Origin of the sequence: Cupriavidus oxalaticus (assembly GCF_016894385.1) — a bacterium.
Taxonomy (GTDB): Bacteria; Pseudomonadota; Gammaproteobacteria; order Burkholderiales; family Burkholderiaceae; genus Cupriavidus; species Cupriavidus oxalaticus.
Genome location: NZ_CP069812.1, coordinates 651,583 through 665,083, shown reverse-complemented (window position 1 = coordinate 665,083; position 13,501 = coordinate 651,583). Strand labels below are relative to the sequence as shown.

The window sequence follows — 13,501 nt, the reverse complement described above, 5'->3', positions numbered from 1 at the left end:
CACCCATCCGGATCCCCGAACAGTGCGCCGGAGTCACTTCAATTTCCCCTTTGAATTCAACGGGTTGTATAGCCAATAGAACCCCTCCCGCCTGGCACGCCACGTGCAATATAGGCCGCCGCTAACAGCGCCCAGACAGGTCGGCCGGCACGTTTCCCAACGCGCCGGCCTCGCCAAAAAACAAAGGAGGAAACACATGACTGACCCCGCCTTGCCCATCCCCCCTCTCGCCGCCCGGGCGACCCGCTGGCACCTGTTGCCGCGCTGAAAAAAATCCGCATGGCCGGCGCGGCCCCAAAAGCCCTCCAGCCATCCCGCAATACCGACGTCCGACCCTGTCCGCGGGGAACGGACGCACAGGCCTGATCCACGATGAAACTGAATCGACTGCCCACCCTGATCTTCATTGCGATGCTGCTAGGCGTGCTGGTCGGCACCGCCGCGCACAACATGGCGCCGGACGCCGCCACCGCCAAATCGATTGCGGACCACCTGTCCATCCTGACCGACATCTTCCTGCGGATGATCAAGATGATCATCGCGCCGCTGGTATTTGCCACGCTGGTGACCGGCATCGCCAGCATGGGCGACGGCCGTGCCGTGGGCCGCATCGGCATGAAGGCGATGATGTGGTTTGTCGCCGCCTCGGTCACCTCGCTGCTGCTCGGGCTGGTGATGGCCAATGTGCTGCAGCCCGGCCACGGCATGAACCTGCCGCTGCCGGCAGCGGACGCCGCCTCGAACCTGAAGACCGGCGCCCTGAACCTGCGCGACTTCATCGCGCACATGTTCCCGAAGAGCTTCGCCGAGGCGATGGCGCACAACGAGATCCTGCAGATCGTGGTGTTCTCGCTGTTCTTCGGCTTCGCGCTGGGCACGGTCAAGGAAGGCGTGGGCAAGCCCGTGCTGCAGGCCATCGAGGGCCTGGCCGACGTGATGCTGAAAGTCACCAACTACGTGATGGCATTCGCGCCGGTCGGCGTGTTCGGCGCGATCGCGGCGGTGATCACCGCGCAGGGGCTGGGTGTGCTGGCAGTCTATGCCAAGCTGATCGGCAGCCTGTACCTGGCGCTGGCGCTGCTGTGGGTGGCGCTGATCGCCGGCGGCTACTTCTTCCTGGGCCGTGACGTGTTCCGCCTGCTCAAGGGCATGCGCACGCCGCTGATGATCGGCTTCGCCACCGCCAGCAGCGAATCGGCCTACCCGAAGGTGATCGACCAGCTGACCCGCTTCGGCGTCAAGGAGCGCATCACCAACTTCGTACTGCCGCTGGGCTACTCGTTCAACCTGGACGGCTCGATCATGTACACCTCGTTCGCCGCGCTGTTCGTGGCCCAGGTGTATGGCATCGAGCTGTCGCTTTCCCAGCAGATCACCATGCTGCTGGTCCTGCTTGTCACCAGCAAGGGCATCGCCGGTGTGCCGCGCGCCTCGCTGGTGGTGGTCGCCGCCGTGCTGCCGATGTTCGGCCTGCCGGAGGCCGGCATCCTGCTGGTGCTGGGCATCGACCACGTACTCGACATGGGTCGCACCGTGACCAATGTGCTGGGCAATGCCATTGCCACCGCCGTCGTCGCCAAAAGCGAAGGCGCCATCGGCGCGCCGGTACTGTCCGACGAGGATGAACCCGTCGTCGCGGATACCACCACCAGCCTGGCATCGGTCCAGGCCATGGCCGGCAAGTAACACAGCCTGCCAGGCGTGCCAGGGCCCGGTTGCCGACAAGGCAACCGGGCCTTTTTGCATCCACGACGCGGGCACCGTAGCGCCGGTGTGGTAAAAGTAGGCACCCGCGCCGCCCCGGTCCCCGAAAAGACTGCCATGGATCACTGTCCCGCCAGCGCGGCCGCTTCGCCCTTGCCTGACCAGACTTCCTGATGACCGGCCCGCTCCACCCTCCAGGCGACACTCCGCACGCGCCCGCCGCCACACCCGCCACGCCCTCGCGCCTGCCCCATGGCCTGCGCGGCGCCGCGCCGCTGCTGGCGTTGCTGGCGCTGGCCGTGCTGATCGGGCTGGCCGGCGCGCTCGGCTACCGCTACAGCTACGACAATGCGCTGGCGCGCCAGGCCGAGCGCGGCCAGGTGCAGTTGCGCCTGTACACGCAGGCGCTGGAAAGCGAGCTGGCGCACTACGACTACGTGCCCGGCCTGCTGTCGCTGGACGAGCGCATCTCCGGACTGCTGCTGCGCCCGGACGACGCCGCGCGCGTGGCCCGTGCCAACGAATACCTGAGTTCGCTCAATGCCCGCGCCGGCACGCGCGTGGTCTATGTGCTGGACGCCCACGGCAAGGTGCTGGCCGCCAGCAACTGGCAGCGCCCCGACAGCTACCTGGGCGAGGACCTCAGCTTCCGCCCCTACTTCCAGGCCGCCATGGAAGGCCAGCTCGGCCGCTTCTACGGAGTCGGCACCACCCGCAGCGAATCGGGCTACTACCTGTCGGCGCCGCTGGGCGAGCGCGACAACCCGGCCGGCGTGGCAGTGGTCAAGATCGGGCTGGAGCCGCTGGAAAACCGCTGGCAGGGCGCCGACAGCCAGATGCTGCTGAGCGACGAGAACGGCGTCGTGATCCTCGCCTCGGACCCGTCGTGGAAGCTGGCCGCGCTGCGCCCGCTCTCGGACGAGGCACGCCAGCGGCTGTCGCGCAGCCTGCAGTACAACCGCGCGCCGCTGCCGCAGCTGCCGCTGGTCTCGGTACGCAAGCTTGCCAATGAAACCGGGGGCAGCAGCGACGAACTGGTGCGCCTGCGCCGAGGGCCGCCGATGCTGGCCCAGCACGCCGCCCTGCCCGGCACCGACTGGCAGCTGACGCTGCTGACCAATACCTCGCAGGCGCGCGTGGCAGCACTCAACAGCGCCACGCTGGCGGGCGTGCTGACTGCCTTCGTGCTGCTGCTGGGCGCGGCCTGGAACGTACGCCGGCGCATCGTCAACGAGCGCCTGGCCGCGCGTGCCGCGCTGGAAGCGGCCAACAGCGAGCTGGAGCGCAAGGTGGCCGAGCGCACCATCGACCTGTCCGCCGCCAACCACCGGCTGCAGGCCGAGGTGACCGAGCGCATCCGCGCCGAGACCGTGCTGCGCCAGGCGCAGGACGGCCTGCTGCAGGCCGGCAAGCTGGCCGCGGTGGGCCAGATGTCGACCGGTATCGCGCACGAGCTCAACCAGCCCCTGGCGGCGCTGCGCACGCTGTCCGGCAACACAGGCAAGTTCCTCGATCGCGGCGACTACGCCACCGTGCGCACCAACCTCGACACCATCATCGGGCTGGTCGAGCGCATGGGCCGCATCACCGGCGCGCTCAAGTCGTTTGCGCGCAAGTCGGGCAACGGCCGCGGCCAGGCCCGCCTGGGCGAGGCGGTCGACAACGCGCTGTTCCTGCTGCAGACCCGTGTGGAAGCGGTTCAGCCTGAACTGCTCCGCGACGTCGACCCCGAGCTGGCCGTGATCTGCGACCCCAACCGGCTCGAACAGGTGCTGGTCAACCTGCTTGGCAACGCGCTCGACGCGGTCGCCGGCCGGCCCGCGCCGCGCATCGCGCTGCATGCGTACGTGAGCGGCGCCATGGCCCACCTGACCGTGCGCGACAACGGCGCCGGCCTGTCCGAGGAAGCCTTCGCACGGCTGTTCGAGCCGTTCTTCACCACCAAGCCCGCCGGACAGGGGCTGGGGCTGGGCCTGACCCTGTCGGCCGGCATCCTCAATGAAAACGGCGGCAGCCTGTCCGCCGCCAACCACCCCGACGGCGGTGCCTCCTTCACGCTGGTGCTGCCGCTGGCGCCGCACGAGCCGAGGGCACAGGATCCGAAACATGCCGCCTGAACTGACCGTACTGATCGTCGAGGACGATGCCGACGTGCGCCTGGGCTGCGAGCAGGCGCTGCGCCTGGAAGGGCTAGCCACGCGCGGCGTGGCCAGCGCTGAAGCAGCGCTGCGCGAGGCCGGCCCCGGCTATGCCGGCGTGGTGGTCAGCGACATCCGCCTGCCCGGCATGGACGGCATGGCACTGCTGGCGCAGCTGCGCGAACGTGACCCCGCGCTGCCGGTGATCATGATCACCGGCCACGGCGACGTGGGGCTTGCGGTGCAGGCGATGAAGCAAGGCGCCTACGACTTCCTGGAAAAGCCGTTCTCGCCCGAGCAGCTGGTCGACGCCACCCGCCGCGCGCTGGAGCAGCGCCGGCTCGCGCTGGAAGTATCAGAACTGCGCGAACGTCTGGCCGGACGCGAAAAACTCGAAACCCGCCTGATCGGCCATTCGCCCGCGGTCGAGCGCTTGCGCCGGCTGATCGCCGACCTCGCCGGCACCGACGCCAACGTGCTGATCCACGGCGAGACCGGCACCGGCAAGGAGCTGGTGGCACGCTGCCTGCACGAGGCCAGCCAGCGCCATGCGCGCCACTTCGTCGCCATCAATTGCGGCGGCCTGCCCGAACAGCTGTTCGAAAGCGAGATCTTCGGCCATGAGGCGGGCTCGTTCACCGGTGCCGCGCGCCGACGCATCGGCAAGATCGAGCACGCCGAAGGCGGCACGCTGTTTCTCGACGAGATCGAGAGCATGCCGATGCCGCTGCAGATCAAGCTGCTGCGCGTGCTGCAGGAGCGCGTGGTGGAGCGGCTCGGCTCGAACCAGCCGGTGCCGGTCAACGCGCGCGTGGTGGCGGCGACCAAGGCCGACCTGCGCGCGCTGTCCGATGCCGGCCAGTTCCGCGCCGACCTGTACTACCGCCTGAACGTCATCACGCTGGAGCTGCCGCCGCTGCGCGAGCGGCGCGAAGACGTGCCGGCACTGTTCGAGCATTTCGTCGCGCAGGCGGCGCTGCGCTTCGAGCGCGAGGCCGTGCCCGCCAGTGCGGCCGAGCTGGCGGCGCTGGTGGCCTACCCCTGGCCGGGCAATGTGCGCGAGTTGCGCAACCTGGCCGAGCGCCACGTCCTCGGGCTGGGCTGCAACCCCGGCCAGGGCACCGCCGCCCCGGAAGCGCTGCCGCTGGCGCAGGCGGTCGACCAGTTCGAGCGCGCGCTGATCGCCGACGCCATGCGCAGGCACGACGGCAACCTCAGCCGCGCCAGCGAGGCGCTGGGCGTGGCCAAGACCACGCTGTTCGACAAGGTGCGCAAGCACGGCCTGCAAGACCGGTAACGCCGGTAGCGCCGCTAGCGCCGGTAGCGCGGGGAACCACCCCGGCAGCCCGATGTCTCCAGTTACTGACGGCGAGTCCCGGGACCGGGGCCAGTCCTCAGCGTGCGCTGAAAAACAAAAGTTCGATGATTTTGTAGTTTTTTCTTACTGATTACCTGACCTTTGCGGCATATTATGGGCTTCCGGCAAATCCGGACCCGGGACATGCAAAGCCATCAAGTGCGGGCAGTCTGCGGGAAATGACAAAAACGTCAAATCGACGATAAATAATCGTCCGGCCGGCGGGGGAGCGGCCAGGACACAGGGTCAGTCAACCATTGGCAGTGACAATACGTGGCGCAGGTGCCTGGTACCGCGTGCGCCTTGCAGGCGCGGACTGCCTTCAGGACTACGGGTGATTGGATGAAACTGGATCCGGCACTGGCTGAAAAGCCTTACTACAGCACGCGTACAGCGGCAAAACTGCTCAATGTCTCGCTGGGCACCGTCCAGAAGATGGTAGAGCGCGGCGAACTTGGCGCCTGGAAGACCAACGGCGGCCATCGGCGCATCCACAAGGAAACCGTGCATCGCCTGCTGGCGACGCGCATCGGGCCCGAGACCGCAACGCCCCATGGCCTGGACCTGGTGGTGTTCCATCCCAACCACCAGGAAGCGCAGCGCATTCACGGCCAGTTGGGCAAGTGGGGCCTGCCGCTCAAGAGCGTGGTGGTCGACGATGTGCTCGACACCGTCATCACCTCGGTCAGCGCGCATCCGCGCGTGGTGCTGTACTACGTCGACGAACTCAACGACGCCGAGTCGGCCACCATCGAGAAACTGCAGAATTTCTTTGCCAGCCAGCACGTGATCTTTGCCGTGATCACCAACCGGCAAGCCTACGATGGCGTGGCCGACGCGCTGCAGCACTGGGGCATCATGGTGTTCCTGAAGACGCCCTCGCTGGAAGAGGTCAAGGGCTTCCTGCGCGCCCAGCTGATGATGGGGCGCGCAGGCTGAGTTGAGCGCCCCTCGCACCGAGGGGGAGCGCTTCCGCAATCAGGCCAGCGACGCCAGCCGCGGCAGTTCCAGCCCGGCGTCGCGGCCTTCGGCCTGCGCCATCATCCAGCCATAGAGATTGCGCGGATCCGGCGGCATCGCCACCAGCTCCACCGCCCTGCCCGCGCGCCGGGCATGCGCGGCGGCATAGAGCCAGCGCAGCGCGGCGTAGTCTTCCAGCGCAAACCCCACCGAATCGAACACCGTCACCTCGTCGGCCGCGGCACGGCCCGGCGCGGCGCCGGCCAGCACCTGCCACAGCTCCGTCACCGGCGCATCGGCGGGCAGCTGCTGGATCTCGCCTTCGATGCGCGTCTGCGGTTCATACTCCACCACGATGCGGGCCTGGCGCAGGATGTCGGCATGCAGCTCGGTCTTGCCGGGGCAATCGCCGCCGACGGCGTTCAGGTGCATGCCCGGGCGCACCTGCGCCGGCGTCAGGATGGTGGCGCGGGTCTTGTCGGCGGTCACGGTGGACACGATGTCGGCGCCGTCCAGCGCGGCCTGCACTGACTCGGCGGCGCGGATCACCAGCCCCGGCACGCCGGCAAGGTTGCGCATCAGCCGTGCCGTGGCGGCGGGGTCGACGTCGTAGGCCGCGATCTCGCGCACGCCCAGCATGGCGTGGAAGGCAAGCACCTGGAACTCGGCCTGCGCGCCATTGCCGATCAGCGCCATGGTGCGCGCGCCCGGCCGCGCCATCGCCTGCGCCGCCAGCGCCGAGGTGGCGGCGGTGCGCAGCGCGGTGGCCAGCGTCAGGTCGGCCAGCATCAGCGGGAAGCCGGTTTCCACTTCGGCCAGCAGGCCGCACGCCATCACGGTCGGCATGCCATGCTGCGCATTGCGCGGATGGCCGTTGACGTACTTGAACGCGTACTGGATGCCGTCGCTCACCGGCATCAGCTCGATCACCCCGCGCGCGGAATGGCTGGCCAGGCGGGCGGACTTGTCGAAGGCATCCCAGCGCAGGAAGTCCTGGCGGACATGCTCGGCCATCTGCACGATGGCGGGCTGCACGCCGAGCGCGGCCACCAGCCGGGCCACGTCGTTGGCGTCGAGGAACAGCGAACGGGCGGTCTCTTTCATGATTGGCTCCATCAGGCCGCGGCCGCGGCGATGCCGGGCCCGCTGCTGCGGTCGAGCCGCAGCGTCATGCAATAGGCGCCGCCGCCGGACAGCATGAATGGGGTCAGGTCGACCTCGTGCAACTGATAGCCGCGCCGGCCCAGTTCGGTGCGCAGGTGCGGCGTGGTGCGGGTCATCACCACCTGGTCGTCCAGGTTGACGGCGTTGACGCTGAAGTGGCGCAGGTCGTCGGCGCTGGCCTCGATGCGCAGGCGCGCCGGCAGGCGCGCGCGCAGCGCGCGCAGCGACGCTTCGCTGAAGGCCGGCGGGTAGTAAAGGATCTCGCCGCCGGACAGCGGGCAGAAGCATACGTCGAGGTGGTAGCTCTGCTCGGTGGCCAGCTCCAGCGCCACCACTTCCTTGCCGAAGAACTCCGACACGGCGGTGGCCGCCCCGTGCGACGAGCGCGGCCCGAAACCGGCCCAGAAATGGCCGCGGCCAGCATCCCAGATGCAGTCCCCGGCGCCCTCCTGGAAACAGCCTTCGGGCAGCAGCGCCACGTCATCGAGCAGGCCGCGCTCGCGCAGCGCGTCAAAGATCTGCGCGAACGGCGCTTCTTCGCCGCGGCGCTGCGGGTAGCGGAAGCGTGCCAGCAGTGCGCGGCCGTCGAGCACCACGGCGGCATTTGCCGGGAAAACCATGTCGGGCAGGCCGGGCGCGCCCGCGGCCACTTCCACCGTGAAGCCGGCCCGGCCCAGCGCCGTGCGCAGTGCGTCGAAGGACTGCATGGCGTCGCGGTGCATGCCGCGCGGATCGCGCGCCCAGGCGTCGGGGTCCATCCACGGATTGATGCTGTACGACACGTCGTAGAAGGTCGGCTCGACAAGCAGGATCGTGGGGGTGTGAATCACGGCGGCTCCTTTTCTTGGGGTTCTGGGAAGAATTCAGTCGATTGCATTCTGGTGCAGGCTGGTGTTAACTAATAGCCAGCAAGTTGTGCAATTTGTTCCTTTCATCAAGCAAAACGCCAGGCTTCATTGGCAAATCGACAGAACGCCCCGCAAGCCCATGGACGCTACCGATCAACAGCTGCTCTCCCTGCTGCGCGACAACGCGCGCACGCCGGTCACCGCGCTGGCGCAGGCGCTGCGCGTGTCGCGCGCGACCGTGCAGAACCGCATCGACAAGCTGGAGAAGGAAGGACTGATCGTCGGCTATACCGTGCGCCTGCGGCCCGAGGCCGAGGCGCACCGGATCCGCGCGTGGATGACGATCGCGGTGGAGGGAAACAAGGCGCGCGCGGTGCTGCAGGCGCTCAGGGGCGAGCCCAACGTGCAGGCGCTGCATACCACCAACGGGCGCTGGGACATCATTGCGGAGCTGCGTGCGGATACGCTGGAGGCGTTTGACCGGACGCTGGATAGGATTCGGTTGATCGAGGGGATCAGTGCTACGGAGACGAGTATTTTGTTGTCGACGTACAAATAGCGCAGCTGGTTGCACGCTTGCACGTGCCGGCTTGCTTGCCAGTCACCAACGGTTGTCGTCCCCGCGAAGGCGGGGACCCAGTGGCTTTTTGTCCCCTGCGGGGACTTCAAAGACGCTGGATTCCCGCCTGCGCGGGAATGACGGTGGCATTTGAAGCTTCGGTGGTGCTAACGGAATCAATGAGGTAGCAAGGGTTCCTGGGTAGGGGAGCGTCTGCTCGGGTTCGCAGCTGGCTCGACCGCTCTTGCAGACGAACCCTCAACCCACCGCCCGCCCCCGCAACCTCTCGCGCCGCGCTTCCTCGTGATGGACCTGCGAACTGGCCCGCAGCAGGTCGCGCAACGACACGATGCCCGCCAGCCGCATGCTGTCCACGCTCTCCACCACCGGCAACCGCGCCACGCTGAGCGTGGCCATGCTCCCCGCCGCCGCGCGTGCGGTCTGTTCAGGCAGCAGCACATGCGCCGGCGCACTGAGCAGGTCGCGGCAGCGCAGGCCGGGCGGCACCTCGCCGGCGGCCGCGCCGCGGATGGCGGCGCGTTCCAGCATCCCCAGCACGCGCCCGCCCGCCACCACCGGATAGGCGCGATGCGCGGCGTGCTCGCCGAAATAGCGCGCCATGGCATCGGCCACCGGCAGGTCGGCATCGATCGTCACCACCGCATGCGTCATCAGCTCGCCCACATGGGCGCGCTCGAGCGGATCGACGCCGTATTCGCGGTAGATATGCAGGCCGCGCCTGGCGATCTTCTCGGTCATGATCGAGCGCTTCATGGTCAGCACGGAGAAGCCGTAAGCGACCGCCGTCGTCAGCAGCAACGGCAGCAGCGCCTGCGTGTCGTGCGTCAGCCCGAAAGCGAACACGATCGCGGTCAGCGGCGCGCCCAGCACGCTGCCGAGCACACCGGCCATGCACACCAGCGCCCACAGCTCGGGCGAACCGCCCGGCAGCCACGGGGCCAGCACCGTGCCCAGCCCGGCGCCGAGCATCAGCAGCGGCGCCAGCACGCCGCCCGACGTGCCGGAACCCAGCGCCGCGATCCAGATCACCGCCTTGACCGCCAGCAGCCCCAGCGCAATGCCGATGGCGATGCGGTGGTTGAGCAGGTCGCCGATCACGTCATAGCCCACGCCCAGCGCGCGCGGCTCGAAATAGCCGCCGATGCCGACCACCAGCCCGCCGATCGCCGGCCACCACATCCAGTGCAGCGGCAGGCGCGAGAACGCGTCCTCGGTGCGGTACAGCGCCAGCGTCAGCCCCGCGCCCAGCGCGCCGCACAACAGCCCGGCGATCACGCATGAAGCCAGCGCGGGCGTGCCGGCGGCGGCGGTCTGCAGCGGGAACAGCGGGCCTGCCTCGAACAACAGCGGCCGCAGGAAGCCGGCCACCGCGCAGGCCAGCGCCACCGGCAGCAGGCTGCGCGGGCGCAGCTCGAACAGCAGCAGTTCCACCGCCAGCAGCACCGCCGCCACCGGCGTGCCGAAGATCGCCGTCATGCCCGCGCACGCGCCGGCCACCAGCAGCGCCTTGCGCTCGCCGGCGGTCAGGTGCAGGTACTGCGCCAGCAGCGACGCCAGCGAGCCGCCGGTCATGATGATCGGCCCCTCGGCGCCGAACGGCCCGCCGCTGCCGATCACGATGCCCGACGACAGCGGCTTGAGCACCGCCACCCGCGGCGACATCCTGCTCTTGCCGAACAGCACCGCCTCGATCGCCTCGGGGATGCCGTGGCCGCGGATCTTGTCGCTGCCGTAGCGCGCCATCAGCCCCACCACCAGGCCGCCGATCACCGGCACGGCGATGACCCACGCGCCCAGCGCATGGTCTGCCGGCGAAGTCTCGGCCAGCGACAGCGTCTGGTAGAAGAACAGGTTGGTGAAGAAGCGGATCAGGTTGACCAGCACGCTGGCCGCGACGGTGCTGAGCGCGCCGATGCCGAGGGCGATCGCCGACAGCATCAGCAGGCGGCGGTTGACTGTGTAGTCACGCTTCTCGACGGGCGCGGCGGTGGATGACGCAGGGAACGACATGGGGGGCGACTCCTGTTTGCTCTTGTCCTGTTTGCGCTTGTGCGGTGCATCACGCCCCAAGACAGGGATGCACTGCACCAAAGGCGGCCAAATATATCATCCCGTGATATATTACGTGCACCATTCCCAAGCCGCCCCCGTCCAAGAATGCCAACCGCCCCCGCTGACGCCTCGCTGGCGCAAAATACCCGTGCATGGCTGCGCACTTTTGTCCCGCTGCCGGTCGCTGCCAACCGCCATGAGCGCATCAAGAGCTGCCTCGGCGCGCTGCTCGGCCTGTTCTGCACCGAATGGATCAGCCACCAGACGCTGGGCGGATTCAATCCCTGGTTCGTCGCGCCAATGGGCGCTTCGGCGGTGCTGCTGTTCGCAGTGCCGTCTTCGCCACTGGCGCAGCCGTGGTCGATCATCGGCGGCAACCTGTTTGCGGCACTGGTAGGCGTGGCCTGCGCGCGCTGGATTCCGGACCCGGGCCTTGCCGCGGCAACAGCGGTGGCCGTGGCGATTGCCGTGATGTTCCAGTTCCGCTGCGTGCACCCGCCCAGCGGCGCCGTGGCGATCACGGCGGTATTCGGCGGGCCGGCGGTCAGCGCGCTCGGTTTCGGCTTCGTGGTGGTGCCGGTGCTGTTCAACTCGATGCTGCTGCTGTTGATGGCGCTGGCCTTCAACAACCTGTCGCAGCGGCGCTACCCGCACCGCCCGCCCGAGCCCGCGGTGCAGCATGGCACCCGGGACGTGCCGCCGACGCAGCGCGTGGGCTTTACCCGCGCCGACCTGGACGCGGCCCTGCAGGCACGCGGCGAATTCCTCGACATCGAAGAAGACGACCTGGAAGCCATCCTGGTGGCGGCGCAGCTGCACGCGTACCGGCGCCACTTCGGCAACGTGCTGTGCGGCGAGATCATGTCGCGGGACGTCGTCATGGTGCGGCCGGAGCAGCCGGCGCACGAGGCCGGACACCTGCTGTCGCGGCACCGCATCAAGGCGCTGCCCGTGGTCGATGCGAACAACCGGCTCGAAGGCATCATCACTCAGAGTGACTTCTTCGCCGCGCAGCGCGATACCGGCGCGCGCCGGCTGGCCGGCACCGTGCGCGACCTGATGACGCGCGCCGTGGTCACCGCCCGTCCCGAGCAGCCGATGGTGGAACTGGCGCAGGCCTTCTCCGATGGCGGCCTGCATCATGCGCCGGTGATCGACGACAAGCACCGCGTGGTCGGCATGGTGACGCAATCCGACCTGGTTGCCGCGCTGCTCAAGAGCGGCGTGATGGCCGTGCCGGGCTGAGCGTCTGCTGTCGTGTCGGCTTAGGAAGGCAACTTAGGAAGGCAAGCCAGCGCACCTGAGCGCGCCGCCGTCTCTCCCGCACCGCGCTGTTCAACGTCACAAAGCTATGGCACTGTGGATACGTCCGGGCATGCTGCGCCGGCGCACCGCGGTGGTGGCGCCTGAAGCACCCCTCCAGCAGCCCTTTGGCATCGCCCGCCCCGGCGTAGGCTATATTTACGCCGTTTCCGTCACACCGGCGGGCCCAGGGAGAGCCATCGATGAGTTCCGGCCAGTTAATCGAGAAGATTGCTGCAGTCTTTGCGCTGATCGTGCTGATCGGCGGCTCGCTGCTGGTGCTCGCGCCGTTCACCACGGCGCTGCTGTGGGGCGCGATCCTGGCCTACAGCTCGTGGTACCCGTACACGGTGCTGTCGCGCTGGCTCGGCAACCGGCGCAGCCTGGCGGCGCTGATCTGCGTGCTATTGGCCACGGTGATCGTGCTGGGGCCCTTTGTCTACGCCGGTGCCAGCTTCTCGGCGCACCTGGACGACCTGTCGGCACTGGTCAACCGCTACATGGAGCAGGGCATCCCGCAGCTGCCGCAATGGCTGAGCAGCCTGCCCTATGTCGGCACCTACCTGCAAGGCTCGTGGGACCGCATCGTCAACGCCGATTCCGAGATGGTGGCCAACCTGCGCAAGCTGATCGCGCCGGTCGGGCATGCGCTGCTCGGCGCCGGCCTGTCGATCGGCGCGGGGCTGGGACAGCTGGCGCTGTCGATCATCCTGGCGTTCTTCTTCTATACCGGCGGCGAGTTCGCCATCGCCTGGCTGCGCGCGGGCATGCGCCGCATTGCCGGCGAGCGTGCCGACCACCTGCTGGAACTGGCCGGCAGCACGGTCAAGGGCGTGGTCTATGGCGTGCTCGGCACCGCCTTTATCCAGGCGGTGCTGGCCGGCATCGGGCTCTGGATCGCCGGCGTGCCGGGCGCGGCCATCCTCGGCTTCGTCACCTTCTTCCTGTCGGTGGTGCCGGTGGGCCCGCCGCTGGTGTGGCTGCCGGCGGCGCTGTGGCTGTACCACACCGGGTCCACCGGCTGGGCCATCTTCCTGGTGATCTGGGGCGCGGGCGTGGTCAGCATGGCCGACAACGTCGTCAAGCCGCTGCTGATCAGCAAGGGCACCGGCATGCCGCTGATCTGGATCATGCTGGGCGTGCTGGGCGGCGCGCTGGCATTCGGCTTCCTGGGCGTATTCATCGGCCCGACGCTGCTGGCGGTGGCGTATGCGCTGCTGCGCGACTGGACCATCGGCTCGCAGGACGAGCTGGCGCAGGATCTCGCGCAAGACCTGAAGCCGGGCGGCGCGCCTGCGGTAGCGCCACCCGTGCCGGCAGCGACGGCGGCAGCGGCCGTGGTCGACAACCCCGACGTGCCGCCGGCGGCCACCGGCAAGCACCCCGGCTGAACGGC

10 protein-coding genes are annotated in these 13,501 nt (G+C 68.6%); 7 read left to right on the top strand and 3 right to left on the bottom strand.

Annotated features, from left to right (window positions below; genetic code table 11):
• Nucleotides 1–372: 372 nt before the first annotated feature.
• The 4 genes from JTE92_RS15405 (at nt 373) to JTE92_RS15390 (ending at nt 6,138) form a co-directional block, all read left to right on the top strand.
• Nucleotides 373–1,686, top strand: coding sequence for a dicarboxylate/amino acid:cation symporter (locus JTE92_RS15405; RefSeq protein ID WP_063236944.1), 1,314 nt, complete (start codon nt 373–375; stop codon nt 1,684–1,686).
• Nucleotides 1,687–1,877: 191 nt separating this feature from the next.
• Nucleotides 1,878–3,821 carry a sensor histidine kinase gene (locus JTE92_RS15400; RefSeq protein ID WP_063236943.1) on the top strand — a complete coding sequence of 648 codons (1,944 nt, stop codon included), beginning with the start codon at nt 1,878–1,880 and terminating at the stop codon, nt 3,819–3,821.
• The gene (locus JTE92_RS15395) at nt 3,811–5,139 is read left to right on the top strand and encodes a sigma-54-dependent transcriptional regulator (RefSeq protein ID WP_063236942.1); all 1,329 of its coding nucleotides are present in this window, start codon (nt 3,811–3,813) and stop codon (nt 5,137–5,139) included. Before JTE92_RS15400 ends, JTE92_RS15395 begins: the two co-directional genes overlap by 11 nt.
• A 402-nt stretch (nt 5,140–5,541) precedes the next feature.
• The gene (locus tag JTE92_RS15390) at nt 5,542–6,138 is read left to right on the top strand and encodes a helix-turn-helix domain-containing protein (RefSeq protein ID WP_063236941.1); all 597 of its coding nucleotides are present in this window, start codon (nt 5,542–5,544) and stop codon (nt 6,136–6,138) included.
• Between the two features lie 39 nt (nt 6,139–6,177).
• Here the strand turns inward: JTE92_RS15390 and ocd are convergent, their stop codons facing one another.
• Both ocd and JTE92_RS15380 read right to left on the bottom strand, forming a co-directional pair.
• On the bottom strand, nt 6,178–7,263 hold the full coding sequence (gene ocd / locus JTE92_RS15385; RefSeq protein ID WP_084254425.1) for an ornithine cyclodeaminase: 1,086 nt from the start codon (nt 7,261–7,263) through the stop codon (nt 6,178–6,180).
• 11 nt (nt 7,264–7,274) lie between these two features.
• Complete coding sequence (locus JTE92_RS15380; protein WP_063236939.1) at nt 7,275–8,153, bottom strand: dimethylarginine dimethylaminohydrolase family protein; 879 nt, start codon at nt 8,151–8,153, stop codon at nt 7,275–7,277.
• A 157-nt stretch (nt 8,154–8,310) separates the two neighbouring features.
• Here JTE92_RS15380 and JTE92_RS15375 point away from each other — a divergent pair, with 157 nt between their 5' ends.
• Nucleotides 8,311–8,730: an Lrp/AsnC family transcriptional regulator gene (locus tag JTE92_RS15375; protein ID WP_063236938.1), complete on the top strand. Its 420-nt coding sequence runs from the start codon at nt 8,311–8,313 to the stop codon at nt 8,728–8,730.
• A gap of 258 nt (nt 8,731–8,988) precedes the next feature.
• Here the strand turns inward: JTE92_RS15375 and JTE92_RS15370 are convergent, their stop codons facing one another.
• Nucleotides 8,989–10,761: a chloride channel protein gene (locus tag JTE92_RS15370; protein WP_063236937.1), complete on the bottom strand. Its 1,773-nt coding sequence runs from the start codon at nt 10,759–10,761 to the stop codon at nt 8,989–8,991.
• Between the two features lie 147 nt (nt 10,762–10,908).
• Here JTE92_RS15370 and JTE92_RS15365 point away from each other — a divergent pair, with 147 nt between their 5' ends.
• Together JTE92_RS15365 and JTE92_RS15360 are read left to right on the top strand one after the other, a co-directional pair.
• Nucleotides 10,909–12,048 (top strand): HPP family protein, encoded by a 1,140-nt coding sequence (locus JTE92_RS15365; protein ID WP_063236936.1) that lies wholly within the window; start codon nt 10,909–10,911, stop codon nt 12,046–12,048.
• A gap of 260 nt (nt 12,049–12,308) precedes the next feature.
• Entirely contained in the window at nt 12,309–13,496 is a 1,188-nt protein-coding gene (locus JTE92_RS15360) for an AI-2E family transporter (RefSeq protein WP_063236935.1), read from the top strand.
• Nucleotides 13,497–13,501: the final 5 nt, after the last annotated feature.

Bases quoted from the DNA above. Each gene is read 5' to 3' on its own strand.
- JTE92_RS15405 (WP_063236944.1), top strand. From the start codon at position 373: ATGAAACTGAATCGACTGCCCACCCTGATCTTCATTGCGATGCTGCTA.
- JTE92_RS15400 (WP_063236943.1), top strand. From the start codon at position 1,878: ATGACCGGCCCGCTCCACCCTCCAGGCGACACTCCGCACGCGCCCGCC.
- JTE92_RS15395 (WP_063236942.1), top strand. From the start codon at position 3,811: ATGCCGCCTGAACTGACCGTACTGATCGTCGAGGACGATGCCGACGTG.
- JTE92_RS15390 (WP_063236941.1), top strand. From the start codon at position 5,542: ATGAAACTGGATCCGGCACTGGCTGAAAAGCCTTACTACAGCACGCGT.
- ocd (WP_084254425.1), bottom strand. From the start codon at position 7,263: ATGAAAGAGACCGCCCGTTCGCTGTTCCTCGACGCCAACGACGTGGCC.
- JTE92_RS15375 (WP_063236938.1), top strand. From the start codon at position 8,311: ATGGACGCTACCGATCAACAGCTGCTCTCCCTGCTGCGCGACAACGCG.
- JTE92_RS15370 (WP_063236937.1), bottom strand. From the start codon at position 10,761: ATGTCGTTCCCTGCGTCATCCACCGCCGCGCCCGTCGAGAAGCGTGAC.
- JTE92_RS15365 (WP_063236936.1), top strand. From the start codon at position 10,909: ATGCCAACCGCCCCCGCTGACGCCTCGCTGGCGCAAAATACCCGTGCA.
- JTE92_RS15360 (WP_063236935.1), top strand. From the start codon at position 12,309: ATGAGTTCCGGCCAGTTAATCGAGAAGATTGCTGCAGTCTTTGCGCTG.